Source organism: Marinobacter sp. EN3 (assembly GCF_000475315.1).
GTDB lineage: Bacteria > Pseudomonadota > Gammaproteobacteria > Pseudomonadales > Oleiphilaceae > Marinobacter > Marinobacter nauticus.
Map to the genome: position 1 here is coordinate 15,627 of NZ_AXCC01000023.1, position 14,536 is coordinate 30,162.

15 protein-coding genes are annotated in these 14,536 nt (G+C 59.0%); 6 read left to right on the forward strand and 9 right to left on the reverse strand.

Annotation, left to right across the window (positions count from 1 at the left end):
* Nucleotides 1–37: 37 nt before the first annotated feature.
* The 4 genes from bioD to bioB form a co-directional block, all read right to left on the reverse strand.
* Nucleotides 38–742 (reverse strand): dethiobiotin synthase, encoded by a 705-nt coding sequence (bioD, locus tag Q675_RS27450; protein WP_023011122.1) that lies wholly within the window; start codon nucleotides 740–742, stop codon nucleotides 38–40.
* A 182-nt stretch (nucleotides 743–924) separates the two neighbouring features.
* Nucleotides 925–1,743 carry a malonyl-ACP O-methyltransferase BioC gene (gene bioC, locus Q675_RS27455; protein WP_023011123.1) on the reverse strand — a complete coding sequence of 273 codons (819 nt, stop codon included), beginning with the start codon at nucleotides 1,741–1,743 and terminating at the stop codon, nucleotides 925–927.
* Nucleotides 1,740–2,924: an 8-amino-7-oxononanoate synthase gene (gene bioF, locus Q675_RS27460; protein ID WP_023011124.1), complete on the reverse strand. Its 1,185-nt coding sequence runs from the start codon at nucleotides 2,922–2,924 to the stop codon at nucleotides 1,740–1,742. The genes bioC and bioF overlap by 4 nt, the downstream gene beginning before the upstream one ends.
* Before the next feature lie 6 nt (nucleotides 2,925–2,930).
* Nucleotides 2,931–3,989, reverse strand: coding sequence for a biotin synthase BioB (gene bioB, locus Q675_RS27465; RefSeq protein WP_014422142.1), 1,059 nt, complete (start codon nucleotides 3,987–3,989; stop codon nucleotides 2,931–2,933).
* Nucleotides 3,990–4,040: 51 nt separating this feature from the next.
* Between bioB and Q675_RS0119145 the strand changes: the two genes are divergently transcribed.
* Complete coding sequence (locus Q675_RS0119145) at nucleotides 4,041–4,769, forward strand: ComF family protein (RefSeq protein ID WP_031210194.1); 729 nt, start codon at nucleotides 4,041–4,043, stop codon at nucleotides 4,767–4,769.
* On the opposite strand, the gene Q675_RS27470 is transcribed toward Q675_RS0119145, so the two are convergent.
* Nucleotides 4,770–5,882 (reverse strand): NAD(P)/FAD-dependent oxidoreductase, encoded by a 1,113-nt coding sequence (locus Q675_RS27470; RefSeq protein WP_023011125.1) that lies wholly within the window; start codon nucleotides 5,880–5,882, stop codon nucleotides 4,770–4,772.
* Nucleotides 5,883–6,005: 123 nt separating this feature from the next.
* On the opposite strand from Q675_RS27470, the gene Q675_RS27475 reads away from it, so the two are divergent.
* Genes Q675_RS27475 through cmoB form a run of 5 tightly spaced genes read left to right on the forward strand, consistent with a single transcriptional unit; the run spans nucleotide 6,006 to nucleotide 9,614 of the window.
* Complete coding sequence (locus Q675_RS27475) at nucleotides 6,006–6,428, forward strand: hypothetical protein (protein WP_022991410.1); 423 nt, start codon at nucleotides 6,006–6,008, stop codon at nucleotides 6,426–6,428.
* Nucleotides 6,429–6,433: 5 nt separating this feature from the next.
* On the forward strand, nucleotides 6,434–7,453 hold the full coding sequence (locus Q675_RS27480; RefSeq protein ID WP_023011126.1) for a serine/threonine protein kinase: 1,020 nt from the start codon (nucleotides 6,434–6,436) through the stop codon (nucleotides 7,451–7,453).
* A gap of 20 nt (nucleotides 7,454–7,473) precedes the next feature.
* Nucleotides 7,474–7,854, forward strand: coding sequence for a hypothetical protein (locus tag Q675_RS27485; protein ID WP_023011127.1), 381 nt, complete (start codon nucleotides 7,474–7,476; stop codon nucleotides 7,852–7,854).
* The gene (gene cmoA / locus Q675_RS27490) at nucleotides 7,847–8,599 is read left to right on the forward strand and encodes a carboxy-S-adenosyl-L-methionine synthase CmoA (RefSeq protein WP_023011128.1); all 753 of its coding nucleotides are present in this window, start codon (nucleotides 7,847–7,849) and stop codon (nucleotides 8,597–8,599) included. The genes Q675_RS27485 and cmoA overlap by 8 nt, the downstream gene beginning before the upstream one ends.
* 22 nt (nucleotides 8,600–8,621) lie before the next feature.
* Nucleotides 8,622–9,614 carry a tRNA 5-methoxyuridine(34)/uridine 5-oxyacetic acid(34) synthase CmoB gene (gene cmoB / locus Q675_RS27495; RefSeq protein ID WP_023011129.1) on the forward strand — a complete coding sequence of 331 codons (993 nt, stop codon included), beginning with the start codon at nucleotides 8,622–8,624 and terminating at the stop codon, nucleotides 9,612–9,614.
* 75 nt (nucleotides 9,615–9,689) lie between these two features.
* Here the strand turns inward: cmoB and Q675_RS27500 are convergent, their stop codons facing one another.
* The 4 genes from Q675_RS27500 to hflK all read right to left on the reverse strand — a co-directional run bounded on the left by Q675_RS27500 (nucleotide 9,690) and on the right by hflK (nucleotide 14,495).
* Nucleotides 9,690–10,985, reverse strand: a complete 1,296-nt coding sequence (locus Q675_RS27500; protein WP_011786209.1) for an adenylosuccinate synthase — start codon at nucleotides 10,983–10,985, stop codon at nucleotides 9,690–9,692.
* 73 nt (nucleotides 10,986–11,058) lie between these two features.
* Nucleotides 11,059–12,240: an ATP phosphoribosyltransferase regulatory subunit gene (locus Q675_RS27505; protein ID WP_023011130.1), complete on the reverse strand. Its 1,182-nt coding sequence runs from the start codon at nucleotides 12,238–12,240 to the stop codon at nucleotides 11,059–11,061.
* 191 nt (nucleotides 12,241–12,431) lie between these two features.
* Nucleotides 12,432–13,307, reverse strand: a complete 876-nt coding sequence (hflC, locus tag Q675_RS27510) for a protease modulator HflC (RefSeq protein WP_023011131.1) — start codon at nucleotides 13,305–13,307, stop codon at nucleotides 12,432–12,434.
* 3 nt (nucleotides 13,308–13,310) lie between these two features.
* Entirely contained in the window at nucleotides 13,311–14,495 is a 1,185-nt protein-coding gene (hflK, locus tag Q675_RS27515; RefSeq protein ID WP_023011132.1) for an FtsH protease activity modulator HflK, read from the reverse strand.
* Nucleotides 14,496–14,536: the final 41 nt, after the last annotated feature.

Below are 14,536 nucleotides of genomic sequence, written 5' to 3' on the forward strand. Positions count from 1 at the left end.
GTGACGAACCTTTGACCTGATTAACTCACATTTCTGGTCAATTTTCAATCAGTGGTGTGATATTCAGATACCGAGACAGGATCGCCGGCATCTCGGCGGTATCGGTATTTTCCAACCAGGGAAGCACACCGAGGCAAGGGGCGCCGAGGTGGGTGGACAGGTAGTTCAGGGTATCCTGTTCGCAACTCATCACCTGTTCTTCGGGATGGTTACCTACCCAGCCTGCAACAACCAGTCCGTCGGCGCGAATCGCTTCGGCGCTGAGCATGGCATGATTGATACACCCCAGTTGCAGCGGCACAACCAGTATCACCGGCAGTTTCAACTCTCCCGGCACCGCTGCGTAGGTTTCTCGATCATTGAGTGGTACTCGCCAACCACCGGCGCCTTCGATCAGCAGAAGATCGGCGGGGCGGATCTGCATGCCACGACAAAACCCGACGATTCGCTGGGCGGTGACCTGTTTTCCGGCCTGCTGGGCAGCTACGTGGGGGGCAATGGCTGGTTCCAGGGCGATGGGGTTGATGGTGTCGTACGGAAGTTTTTCGGTGATGGCGGCCTGCAACATCAGGGCGTCTTCGTTTCTCAGGCCTTCAGGTGTCTGGTCGCAGCCGGAAGCGATAGGCTTCATGGCCAGGGTACGTTTGCCGGCGGCTTTGGCTACCTCGAGAATGGCGGCGGAGACAATGGTTTTGCCGACGCCGGTGTCGGTGCCTGTAACGAAGAAAGTATGTTTCGCCATGCTTTATATTCCTACTTTTGGCGCAAGCGAGGGTGCCACTTCTCCTTCCAGGACACGCTACAAGCACATCCATGTGCGCTTGTTTCGGGCCGTCCTTGGCCCTCAACAGTCCTGGAAGGAGAAATGGCACCCTCGCCCAAATGTTTCAGAGGAAGTCCAACCACTAAATACGAACAGCTCAACTAACCAACCCAATACGCCCAAGCCGCACAGTACCCAGCCTCAACGACGTTGTCAGCTCGCGTCGGATAGGCACGACACATCGCCCGAAAACGCCCCGGCGCTGTCACCGTCCGCCGGCGCTCTTCGCCTTTAAACACCGCACCGAGTTCTTTCAACTCACGATTGAGGTGCATTGGTGACTGGTACGGCAGTGAGATGGTTTCAGTAACCTGTTTTGCGTTTGACAGAACCGTCTCCACGAGCGCTTTCCACTGTGCTTCCGGAACAAACCGGTTTACGTGCGCCTGTCCCGGATCGGCCTCGGCCCAGGCCTGCTTCAATTCAGACAAGGTGCCGTCTAGCAGTGTCGATATGGCCAGTCGTCCGCCAGGCCTGAGAATTCTGCGGCACTCCCGAAGGATCAGTTCCGGCCGGGCGCTCCACTGAATCATCAGATTACTGAAAACAAGGTCAACGCTGTTATCGGCCAGCGGAAGTTGTTCGGCATCGGCGTGCAACCAGTGGATCGATCCCGGGCCACGATTAGCAGCCTCTGCCAGCATGCCAGGTGAAAGGTCTGCGCCGGTAACCACCGAGTTCGGGTATTGCTCCGCTAACTTCCGGCTAAACCAGCCGGTTCCGCAGCCTAGATCAAGAACCGATTCGGGCACCGTGCTGTCGGCAAGCTCGGCAAGCATGGAGTCGCCCATGATTTTCTGTAGGCGGGAGGCACCATCATAGGTGGCACTGGCGCCACCGAAGCCGCGAGCAATCGACTGCTTGGTTCCGGTTCCGCCCTCAACAGGAGCCGTTGGCTCTATTCGGGTATAGATGGTCATAGCACTGGCTCCCGGGCCACGGCCTCACTCAGGATGGAACGGCTCTTCGCCAGGGCCCGCAGCAACCGGTCAACATCCGCTTCCGTGTGGGCGGCGCTGAGCGTAACCCGCAAGCGGGCCTCGCCCTCCGGCACCGTGGGCGGCCGTATCGCCGTTACCAGCAGCCCCTCATCCTCCAGTGCGCGGCTGAGCGCCAACGCGGTCCAATTATTTCCGATCATGATGGGCTGAATGGGCGTTCGGGATGACATCAGCTCATAACCCAGATCCTGAGCACCCACCCTGAATTGCTGAATCAACGCGTCAAGATGAGCGCGTCGCTCATCACCGCTCTCAACAGCATCCAGGCTGGCGCAGGTTGCCGCGGCCAGTGCCGGCGGCATGGCGGTGGTGTAGATATAGGTCCGGGCCTTCTGTACCAGGTAGTCAATCAACACGTCAGAGCCAGCGACAAAGGCCCCGGAGGTTCCCACGCCCTTGCCCAGAGTACCGATCAACACCGGCACATCCTCCTGGCACAACCCGGCTTCCAGCACGCTCCCCCGGCCCTGTGGCCCGAGAACACCAATGCCATGGGCATCGTCCACCACCAGAAGCGCATCGTGAGCCTTACAGACGCGAGCCAGTTCCGTGAGTGGCGCAATGTCTCCGTCCATGCTGAACACGCCATCGGTAACCACCAGTTTGTGGCCGGAGGTTGCTGAGAGCATGGCTTCCAACGCGGCCACATCACCGTGAGCATAGCGGCGCACGCGGGCACGGCTGAGAATGCAGCCGTCAATGATCGAAGCGTGATTCAGTCGATCCGAGAAAATGGTATCGCCACGGCCCGCCAGTGCGGAAATGACACCCATGTTTGCCATGTACCCGGTGGAAAAAAACAGCGCCGAACTCCGCCGAGTGAACGCTGCCAGCCTCTGCTCAAGGCGATGATGGGTCTCGTGGTGGCCGCAAACCAGATGCGAAGCAGCTCCGCCCAGGCCGACCTCCGGCAGCGCCTGCTCCAGCGCCCGCATGTTTTCGCCATGACTGGCCAGGCCCAGATAGTCGTTACTGCAGAACGACAGCAACGACCGGCCATCCGCCGTCAGCGTCGGCTGCTGGGGGCCGGCGATCAGGCGGCGGGTTCTGTACAACCCGGCCTGCTTTCGTTCTTCTATCTCTTTGGCGAAGTCACGCATGCGGAATCACGCAGACTCCCGGGTCGCGTCGTAAAACATGTGCCGTGTGGCCTCATATTCCACCGCCTCGGCAATGGCCTCTTCCTCCTGCTCCTCGGTCGCGCACTGCTCCCGCTGCTCCGGCCGGATGCCCAGCTTGCGGAACAACTGCATGTCCGCATCCGCCTCCGGGTTCGAGGTGGTCAGCAGTTTCTCACCGTAGAAAATGGAGTTGGCTCCCGCCATGAAACAGAGTGCCTGCATCTGCTCATTCATCTGCTCACGGCCCGCGGACAAACGTACATGGGAAGCCGGCATCATGATTCGGGCGACGGCGATAATGCGAATGAAATCAAATGGGTCCAGGTCTTCCACATCTTCCAGCGGCGTCCCCTTCACCTTCACCAGCATGTTCACCGGCACGCTCTCCGGGTGCTGGGGTAAATTGGCAAGCTGAACCAGCAGACCGACGCGGTCATCCTCATCCTCACCCATACCCATGATGCCGCCACAACAAACCTTCATACCGGCCTTGCGCACATTGTCGAGCGTATCCAGGCGGTCCTGGTAGGTACGGGTCGTGATGATGTGGTTATAGTATTTCTCGGAGGTATCCAGGTTGTGGTTGTAGTAATCCAGGCCAGCGTCTGCCAACTCCCTGGCTTCCTCTTCTTTGAGCATGCCCAGTGTCATACAGGTTTCCAGGCCCAGGGATTTCACCTGGCGGACCATATCCAGAACGTAGGGCATGTCTTTCTTTGACGGGCTACGCCAGGCGGCACCCATACAGAACCGGGATGCCCCTTTTTCTCTGGCAACGCGGGCCTCAGCCACCACCTTCTCGATTTCCAGCAGCTTCTCCTTTTCAAGCCCGGTGTTGTAATGACCACTCTGCGGGCAATACTTGCAGTCTTCAGGGCAGGCACCGGTCTTGATCGAGAGCAGCGTGCTCACCTGAACCTCATTCGGGTCAAAGTGCTCCCGGTGGATGCTCTGGGCGCGAAACAGAAGATCATTGAACGGAAGATTGAAAAGCTCGCGAGCTTCCTGAAGCGTCCAGTCGTGACGGGTAGCGGTGGCAGTCATGTGAGAGTCCTGTTAACCTTTCCGGGATTTTTGGTTTACGGATAAACCGCGATGATAAACGGACTGATCTCGCTGTCAACCTCGACAAAGGTTAAGGTTAACAGCTCAAGACGCGCCGGACGCTGCGTCATCTGCCTCGCAGGCGCTGCCCAGGATGGCCTTTGCCAGGACTGCCGGAACGACCTGCCCGCCAACCGCTGGTGCTGTCTGACCTGCGCTCTGCCCTTGCCCTTTCCAACCCCGGATGGACATTGCGGCGAATGCCTGGCTTCACCACCGCGTTATAGCCGCTCGCTGATCCCCTGGCGTTACCAGTTCCCGGTTGATGGCATGATCGGCCGCTACAAATACCACGGCCAGCACAAATTCGCGCGACCATTACTGGCGGGTTTTACCGACTACATTGAGCATCATCTGGCAGCCGAGGGCCGGCCGCAGGTTCTGATCCCCGCCCCCATGCACTGGACCCGGCGCTGGCAACGGGGCTTCAATCAGGCCCAGGATATTGCCGAGGCGGTGGGAAGGCGGCTGGACCTGCCTGTCAACGCCCGTCTGGTGCGACGAACGCGACGGGTTCACGCACAACGGAAACTGAACCGGACAAGCCGACTGGCCAATCTTCAGGGGCTGTTTGAGGTTACCGGACCGGTGCCGGCAAACATCGCCATTGTTGATGACGTGGTCACTACCGGAGCCACCGTTCGCGAGCTGGCCTCGGTGCTCACCAGAGCGGGAGCGAAGGAAATCCAGGTCTGGGCACTGGCGCGTACACCCGGCTGATCAATTGGCGAGTTCTGTCAGTACGTGTCCGGCGATAGCCAGACACGAGGTGAGTCCGGGCGACTCAATCCCGAACAGATTGACCAGGCCGTCAACACCATGTTTCTCAGGGCCATCGATGCGGAAATCGGCAAAGCCGCCATCCGGGCCCGCCAGTTTAGGGCGAATGCCCGCATAAGCCGGCTGCAGACGGGCCTCGTCCAGGGACGGCCACCAGCGCCGGATACTGTCGGCAAATCCACGAACACGCTGCGGATCGACCCGATAGTTTTCTTCGTCAATCCATTCCACATCCGGCCCAAACCTGGCCTGACCAGCCAGATCGAGAGTCAGATGAATGCCAAGCCCACCGGGTTCGGGCATGGGATAGATCAGAGTATTGAATGGATGGCGGCCACTGAAGCTGAAATAAACACCCCGGGCCAACCATTGTTTCGGCCTCGCACACTCGGGCAACCCCGACCATAGCCCCGCAAGTGCTGGGGCGCCAAGTCCAGCAGCATTAACCACTTCCCGAGCCTTCAGCAACAGATCTCCGGTCCCACCCACCTTCAGAACATGCCCCTCCGGACCGGATTCGGCAGACACCACCGGACTGTTCAACGCAATCTGACCACCGGCGTCTTCCAGATCACCCTGCAGCGCCAGCATCAGGCCATGACTGTCTACGATCCCGGTTTGCGAAGACCAGAGCCCGGCAGTGGCCTGGATTGAGGGCAATTGGCACGCCATCGCAGTGCCCTCATATAACGCCAGGGACACACCGTTTCGGCCCGCCTGCGCCTGAATGCCAACAAGACGTTCGGCCTGCGCGGCGTCACTGGCAATGATCCACTTCCCGCATTTTCGATGCATAACCTTATGGCTGACACAATATTCATAAAGCTGCTGCCGGCCTTCCACGCAAAATCGAGCCTTGAGGGAATGCTCCGGGTAGTAGATACCGGCATGAATGACTTCGCTGTTGCGGGAGGATATGCCTTCACCAATGGCGGCACCGGCTTCCAGCACCAGCACCTCTCTCCCCGAACGGGCCATCGCACGCGCAATGGCAAGTCCTACTACGCCGGCGCCGATTACTACGGTCTGTATACTGAACTGCTCCTGAGCCACTCCGCATTCCTCTACCCTGCTCTCTGGCAGGGAAATTACCGCAGATCAACGCTGGTTGCATTACCTGCCCGCCAAGAACCGTTATACTTGCCCCAAGACAGAACGAACGCATGGAGCCTGGCGATGTCTGATAGAAAACAGTTTATTACCGTTATGGTGGTTGCCGCGCTTTTTGTTGGCTGGATTGGCTGGCGTGGCTTTGAAGTGACCCACCTGAACGCGCAACTGAAGGAAGACAGAGTCGTCGCCGGTTACCCGTACCAGCACCGCGTATTGAGGGTTGAGGGAGATACTGCCGTCATCAGTTCTCTTCGGTCCCACTCGGTATCAACCCAGAAGGCCCTGACCGCCGTATTCCCCGGCATGCGCCATCTGGCAGACACCCATCGCGACTGGCAGAAAGCAGAACGGGAGCTTGCCCAGGTTCAGGCCAGAGCCGGGGATCTCGTCCTGGCCACGGGTCGGGTCAACCGCATTCGCTGGGAGCTGGACGAAAACTGGTACCATTTGCAATCCATGAAAACCCGATACGACACCACATTCTGAGCCCTATGCAGACTGAACCTCCGGCGATCACCCCATCCTCGCATCCCTACGATGCCCTCACCCCGGAAGTTATTCTGGATGCCATTGAGACGCAGGGATTCGAGGTCAACGGCCGGCTGTTTGCCCTGAACAGCTATGAGAACCGCGTCTATCAGGTCGGCATTGAAGACAAGCCACCGGTAATTGCCAAATTCTACCGTCCAGGCCGCTGGCCAGATGCGGCGATTCTGGAAGAACACGAATTTACCCTGTCACTGCAGGAGGCCGGGGTGCCCGTGGTTGCCCCTTTGGTGCTGCCGGGCGGGCATTCCCTCGGCCAGTACGGGGATTTCAGATTCGCGGTATTTCCGCAACGCGGCGGCCAGGCCCCGGATACCAGTGTGACCGACACCCTGTATAGACTGGGCCAGTGGCTGGGGCAGATTCACAACATTGGTGCCTTGAAACCGTTTGAGCACAGACCTGGGTTTGATCTGTTGGCGGGGCTGGAACAGAACAACCAGCTGCTGGTGGAAGGTAACTGGATTCCGGATGATCTCAGACCGGCCTGGAATTCCCTGATTCCGGACCTGATCGCCAACTGCCGTGAACGGATAGCCGAAGCCGGCCCGGTAGACACCTTGCGCATTCACGGTGATTGTCACGCCGGCAACATTCTGTGCCGGGACGAAACCATGCTGTTTGTGGATCTGGACGACTGTCGCACAGGCCCGGCGGTACAGGACATGTGGCTGCTACTGAACGGAGACGCCAGCGAGCGGGGCGCCCAGCTTGGCGAATTGCTGGAAGGTTATGAAATGTTCCGGGATTTCAATCGTCGCGAACGCCACCTGATTGAACCCCTGCGATGCTACAGGCAAGTCGCCCACTGTGCGTGGCTGGCAAGGCGCTGGGAAGATCCGGCCTTCCCGAGATTCTTCCCCTGGTTTTCACAGCCGCGGTTCTGGTCAGACCAGATCCTGTCCTTACGGGAACAGCTGGCCGCACTACAGGAACCGGCTATCAGCGTGCCGGGCCAATTCTGATTTTCTGACACGAGGTACCCATGAGCGATAACGAACGGCGTTTCACAGCCAAAAGCCTGATTGTTACCGGAGTTGCCGCCATCGTCGGTACGGTACTGGTGCTGGAAGCGTCTGGCCGGATTGATCACTCCGACAACAAGGACCACGCTCCGGTGGGTGAATTTACCGCCATTCACGTCAAACCCGGCGAAACCTTCCGTATGTCCCGCAAATCCTCGGAGCTGCATGCCGTTTGTGAGAATGGCTACCTGGCCATTGCCGCCGATGTCGATCCCTCTTTCCGGGGCATTCTGGTCGACTACAAAAACCGTGGGGTTCGCTGCGCACGGCCGTCTCCTACCGACAAAGATCTGGCTACCCCTCGCCCCGATGAGCGCGAGGCCGGAGTGGGCGATGAGTAATCGCACGCCCCCGGAGCAACTGACCGACCGGTTATTTGCCACCGAGCGCAATCCGGACGATTTCCGCTTTGACGCGTCCGTCGCCCGGGTGTTTCCAGACATGATTCGTCGCTCTGTACCCGGCTACACCACCATCATCCCGATGATTGAGGTGATCACGGAACAGTACGTTCAGCCGGGCTCACATTGTTACGACCTGGGCTGCTCGCTCGGTGCGTCCACCCTGGCCATGCGCCATGGCATCCCCTACCCGGACTGCACTCTGGTGGGCGTGGACAACTCCGAGGCGATGATTGAGCGCTGCGAGCATTATGTCGCCCTGGATGACCACGACCTGCCGGTAATACTGCGCTGCGAGGACATCCTGAGCACCGAACTGAGCAATGCCTCAGTCACCACCCTGAACTTCACGCTGCAGTTCGTGCCGCCCGAGCAGCGGTTGGCCCTGCTGACCCGTATCGGCGACGCTACTCTGCCCGGCGGCGTGCTGGTTCTGTCCGAGAAGATCCGATTTGAATCCGACGCGGAACAGGCTATCCAGACCCGTCTTCATCACGAGTTCAAGCGGGCCAACGGCTATTCGGACCTGGAAATCAGCCAGAAGCGTGCCGCCATCGAGAACGTACTGATCCCGGAAACCCTGGCAGACCACCGGGACCGATTGCAGCGCGCCGGCTTTGACCAGGTACTGGTGTGGTACCAGTGCTTCAACTTTGTCTCGATGCTGGCCATCAAGAATTCCTGACTTATCCACCGAAAGACACTCCATGGCACTGTTTGACTGGCACAAGCACTTTGATCCCGTTCTTTCCTACCTGAACGAAACCGGTAACACCCGGTGGACCACAGCCCTGAAAGAACAACTCACTCGACGGTTTGAGGACAACCCCCACGGCGATATGGAACGCTGGCACAACGCACTGCAGTCCTTGCCAGAGGTTGCCGATGCCAGGGTCGACCTGAATCGGTCTGCAATCACATTGACCAGCCCCGGCGGCCTGGATCCAGACGCCATGACCCGCCTTGAAGACGGGCTGCGGGGCCTGATGCCCTGGCGTAAGGGCCCGTTCGATTTCTTCGGCACCTACATTGACACCGAATGGCGCTCAGACTGGAAATGGGACCGGGTAGCACCGCATCTGGCGGATCTGGCGGGGCGTACCATTCTGGATGTGGGCTGCGGCTCCGGCTACCATTGCTGGCGCATGGCTGGAGCGGGGGCCAGGCAGGTGATCGGCATCGACCCGGGGCTGTTGTTCATGTTCCAGTTCCTGGCGGTCAAAGGGTATCTGGGCCAGGCTCCGGTCGATCTGCTCCCGGTGCGCATGGAAGACCTCCCGGCCGACATGGAATGCTTTGACACCACCTTCTCCATGGGCGTGCTGTATCATCGTCGTTCACCGCTGGATCATCTGCTGGAACTCAAGGGCACGCTGCGTCGCGGCGGCGAACTGGTGCTGGAAACCCTGGTTGTAGACGGCCCGGAGGGCTACAGCCTGATGCCCGAAGACCGTTACGGCCAGATGCGCAACGTCTGGTTCTTGCCGAGCTGCCCGACCCTGCTCCGGTGGCTGGACAGAACCGGCTTTCGCAACGCCCGGGTGGTAGACGTCAGTGAGACCACCACCGATGAGCAGCGCCAGACCGACTGGATGCGTTTCAATTCACTGGCGGACTTTCTGGACCCAGACAATCCCTCGAAAACCATTGAGGGCTACCCGGGCCCCAAGCGGGCGACACTGATCGCGGAAAAGCCCTGACACCCTGCACCAGAAAACCGGCACAAAAAACCGCCTGGGGCATCCACCACAGGCGGTTTTTATTAGCTTCTGAACTTACTCTCCGAACGGATGCCGCAGAGTAATGGTTTCCACACGATCCGGACCGGTGGAAATAATATCAATCGGCGCCTCGATCTGCTCTTCCAGGAAGCGGATATAGGCCTTGGCATTCTCCGGCAGTTGATCCACGCTGGTCAGGCCAACCGTGCTCTCGCTCCAGCCCGGCAGCTCCTCATACACCGGCTCGATATCACTGTAGCTGTCGCAGCCGATGGGGGGACGGGTAATTTCGCCGTTCGGAGTCTTGTAGCCAATACACACCTTCACCGTTTCCAGACCGTCCAGAACGTCCAGCTTGGTCAGGCAGATACCGGACACACTGTTGATCTGGATAGCATGGCGCAGAGCGACCGCATCAAACCAGCCACAACGGCGGGAACGACCGGTGGTGGTGCCCACTTCGTTGCCCTTGACGGCGAGGTGCTTGCCCATGTCGTCAAACAGTTCGGTCGGGAACGGGCCGGAACCTACCCGGGTAGTGTAGGCCTTGGTGATACCCAGCACATAGTCCAGATACAGCGGACCAAAACCGGAGCCGGTAGCGGTGCCGCCAGCGGTGGTATTGGAGGACGTCACGTACGGATAGGTACCCAGGTCGATATCCAGCAACGAGCCCTGAGCGCCTTCGAACAGGATGTGCTCTCCGCGCTTGCGGTAGTCGTGCAGAATGTCGGTTACGTCTGCGGCCATGGGCAGGATTTCCTCGCCCATCTGTCTGAGTTCTTCCAGGGCCGCATCGATATCCTCGGCCTCTTCCTTGAAGTACTCGGTGAGAACGAAGTTGTGGTACGACATGATTTCCCGCAGCTTGATCTCGAAATCGGCGGGGTTGCACAGGTCACCCAACCGAACACCCCGGCGGGAAACCTTGTCCTCATACGCAGGGCCAATTCCCCGGCCGGTGGTACCAATCTTGTCATTGCCACGGGCACGTTCGCGGGCCTGATCAATACGCACGTGGGTGCGCAGGATGATCGGGCAAGCCAGGCTGATTTTCAGGCGGTCACGAACGGCAACACCGTTAGCCTCCAGCTCCCGCACTTCTTTCAGCAGGGCTTCCGGCGACAGCACCACACCGTTACCGATGAGGCACTGGACATCCTGCCGCAGTATGCCGGACGGAATCAGGTGCAGAGCCGTCTTCTTACCTTCGATCACCAGTGTGTGACCGGCATTATGCCCGCCCTGAAAGCGGACAACGGCAGCCACCTTGTCTGTCAGAAGGTCAACAATCTTGCCCTTGCCTTCATCACCCCACTGGGTGCCCAGCACAACTACGTTTTTACCCATGATTCTCTCTCAATTCAGACGGGCCAGAAGCACACGCCCTGAAGATTTACCCCGGAAATTAAACAAAAACGGCTCAGGCGATGGTTTCTACCACCCATTGGCCATCACGATTCACCAGTTGACGGTCACACCCCCGCTCCGAAGGATCCGTCTCACGATCATCCGGCAATGCCCGGATCACCGTTTCAGTCATTCTCAGGCCGGAAATCACGCCTTCCAGCGCGGCGTCGTTGTCCGCTGGCGCCCATATGGCTCCGGCTTTACGGAACGGGCGTTCGCCCAGCGACACCAGTGCGCGGATATCCAGACTGAACCCGGTGGCAGGCCGCGCGCGACCAAAGTCACTGCCAATAGCGTCATATCGGCCACCTTTCGCCACAGCATCGCCATGGCCCGGCACATAGGCCGCAAAGACCAAACCGGTGTGATAGTTGTATCCGCGCAATTCACAAAAGTCGAAGCCCAGGCTGACTTCCGGAAAATCGCGGTTCAACATGTCCGCCACTCGGGCAAGTTGATCCAGCGCCGCATCAATAGCACCGGAGGCGCCACTGAGAATTTCCCGGGCATCGGCCAGAGATTCCACCCCACCGCTGACCCTGGCCAGCTGGCGCAACCGGCAACCAGCAGAGCCCGGCACACAATCCCCCAGCAGGCGATCCAGCTCGGGTACGGACTTGCGTGCCATGGCATCAAATACCGCCGCTTCGGTATCACGATCAAATCCGGCGTCGGAGACCAGGCTTTCATAGATTGAAACGTGAGCCAGGTCCAGATGCAGCCTGGGCAAACCGGCCACCCGCAAGGTTTCCAGCATCAGGCTGATCACTTCCATATCGGCCGCTTCGGAGCCACTACCAAACAGCTCGCAACCGGCCTGAATCGGTGTCCGTCCGGTCAGCATATGGCGCGGCCGGGTATGCAGCACATGGCCGGCATAACACAACCGGGTAATGCCATCCTGGCCCAGGGTATGCGCGTCTATGCGGGCAGCCTGGGGCGTCATGTCGGCGCGAACGCCCATCATCCGACCAGTCAGCTGATCGGTCAGTTTGAACGTCTGCAGTTCCAGGTCGTGGCCTGTACCGGTAAAGAGGGATTCGAGATATTCAATCAGCGGAGGAATAACCAGCTGGTAGCCCCAGCGCTGGCAGGTATCCATAACATCCCGGCGCAGGGACTCGATCCGCCCGGCCAGCGGCGGCAGAATGTCCTCTACCCCGTCAGGCAGTAACCAGCGATCAGATACAGTCATGAGATTCTGTTGTCCGTTTTTCCCTCGCTGGCCATGGAGCCAGGGGGTAACTCAGGATTTAGGCGCTCGGGCTCGGAAAACCCGACACAAAACCGCCAGAATTTTACACGGTTGGCAGACACAAAAAAACCGGAATCCAGGGGTTCAGCAAAATTTCCCCGCAGATTCCGGTTTAGCTGGTGTCAGCCGGCTCAGTTAGCGCCGGCCGGATTCTTCAGGAACTTCATGAAGTCACTGTCGGAATCAATCACCATGATGTCATCCTTGCTGGAGAAGGTGTTCTGGTACGCCTGCAGGCTGCGGTAGAAGCTGTAGAACTCTTCGTTGGCACCATAAGCCTCGGCGTAAATGGTGGCGGCTTCACCATCACCTTCACCACGGGTGGTCTCGGCTTCGGCAAAGGCGTTCGCCAGAATCACCGTTTGCTGACGATCGGCATCAGCACGGATACCCTCGGCCAACTCCTGACCGCGGGAACGGAATTCCTGGGCCAGCTTCTGGCGTTCAGTCGCCATCCGACGGTAGACGTTCTCGCTCACCTGACCCGGCAACTCGATCGCCTTGACACGAATATCAAGCACCTCGATACCGAACTCCTTGACGGACGTCTCGTTCACACGATCACGCAGAGTGTGCATCAGCTCATCACGCTGACCGGACACCACTTCGTGCATGGTGCGTACACCGAACTCATCACGAAGACCGTTGTCCACGCGGGACAGAATCAGCGTCTGGGCACGGAATTCGTCACCGCCGGTGGAACGATAGAACTGGTCCACATCACGGATTTTCCAGGCCACATAGGAATCCACATCCAGCGGTTTCTTCTCAACCGTCAGGTACTGACGGGATGGCAGATCCATGGTCAGCACCCGGATATCGAATTCCCGGATCTGATCGATGACCGGCACCTTGAAATGCAGGCCAGCCTGGATATTGGTCTCTACCAGCTCCCCGAAGCGAAGCTTCACGCCCCGATGGGTCTCCGGGATGATGTACACACTGGACAGCACGAGCAGGACAACAATGAGGGCGCCTGCAAGGCCCACTACACCTTTAGGTCCCATAACTTATCTGCTCCTCCGGGTATTGGTGTCCTGGCGGGTGCGCAGCTCCTGCAGCACCTGGTCGGTCAGAGTCTGGATATCCACCTGCTGGCCACTGCTACCGGACATCCGGCTGCCAGATGACGACAGGGAACCCTGTGTCAGACGATCCAGGGGCAGATACATCATGTTGCCGCTGCTCTCGGTATCGACAAAGATTTTGCTGCTGTTACCCAGCACCTGTTCCAGAGCCTGAATGTACATGCGCTCACGGGTAACTACCGGGGCCTGCTCATACACGGCCAGCAACTGATTGAAGCGTGCAGTTTCACCGCGCGCCCGCTCGATCACTTCCTGCTTGTACGCGTTGGCTTCCTCGATCATGCGCTGTGCCTGACCTCGGGCCTCGGGAACAATCTTGTTACGGTAGGTTTCGGCCTCTTCCTTCAGACGCTGCTCATCCTCGCGAGCACGCTGAACCTCGCGGAACGCATCCTGCACCGGAGCCGGCGGCTGAGTGCTTTCAACGTTGACCCGGACAATTTCAAGGCCGGTGCCATACTCTCTCAGGAAGCTCTGCAGGCGCTGCTCAACCCGCACCGCAAGTTCCGCCCGACCTTCGGTCAGCACGTCATCCAGGGACGAGCTACCGACTTCATGGCGCAGGGCGCTGTCGGTGGCAAATGCCAGGGCCTGGTTGGAGTCACGGACATTGAGCACATACGCCTGGGCATCACCCACGCGATACTGGACCTGAAGATCCACGGTCACCAGGTTTTCATCCTGGGTCAGCATCTGGCCGGAAGACTCGGCGGTACGGATGCTGGTAACCCGAACCTTGTTGACAGTATCAATCAAGGGCACCTTGAACCGTAGGCCCGGGTTTTCGGTACGGTTATACTCACCGAAGCGCAGCACCACCGCCCGCTCCTGTTCGTCCACGGTATAGAACGACTGATAGATGACATAACCCACCACCAGAATGGCCACAATGGCCAGAATGGCACCAAATCCACCTGCGCTGCCGCCGGAGCTGCTGCCACCGCCAGAGTTGCCGCCTTTGCCGCCAAGCATGCGATTGAGCTTGTCGAGCCCCTTCTTCAGCGCTTCATCGAGGTCTGGTGGCCCCTGATCATTGCCGCGACGACCACCACCGGTTCCCCAGGGATCATTGTCGTTACGGTTTCCACCCGGTTCATTCCAGGCCATAGTTCTCTCCGTTCGTGTTTAATCGAATGGCTGCAAATACT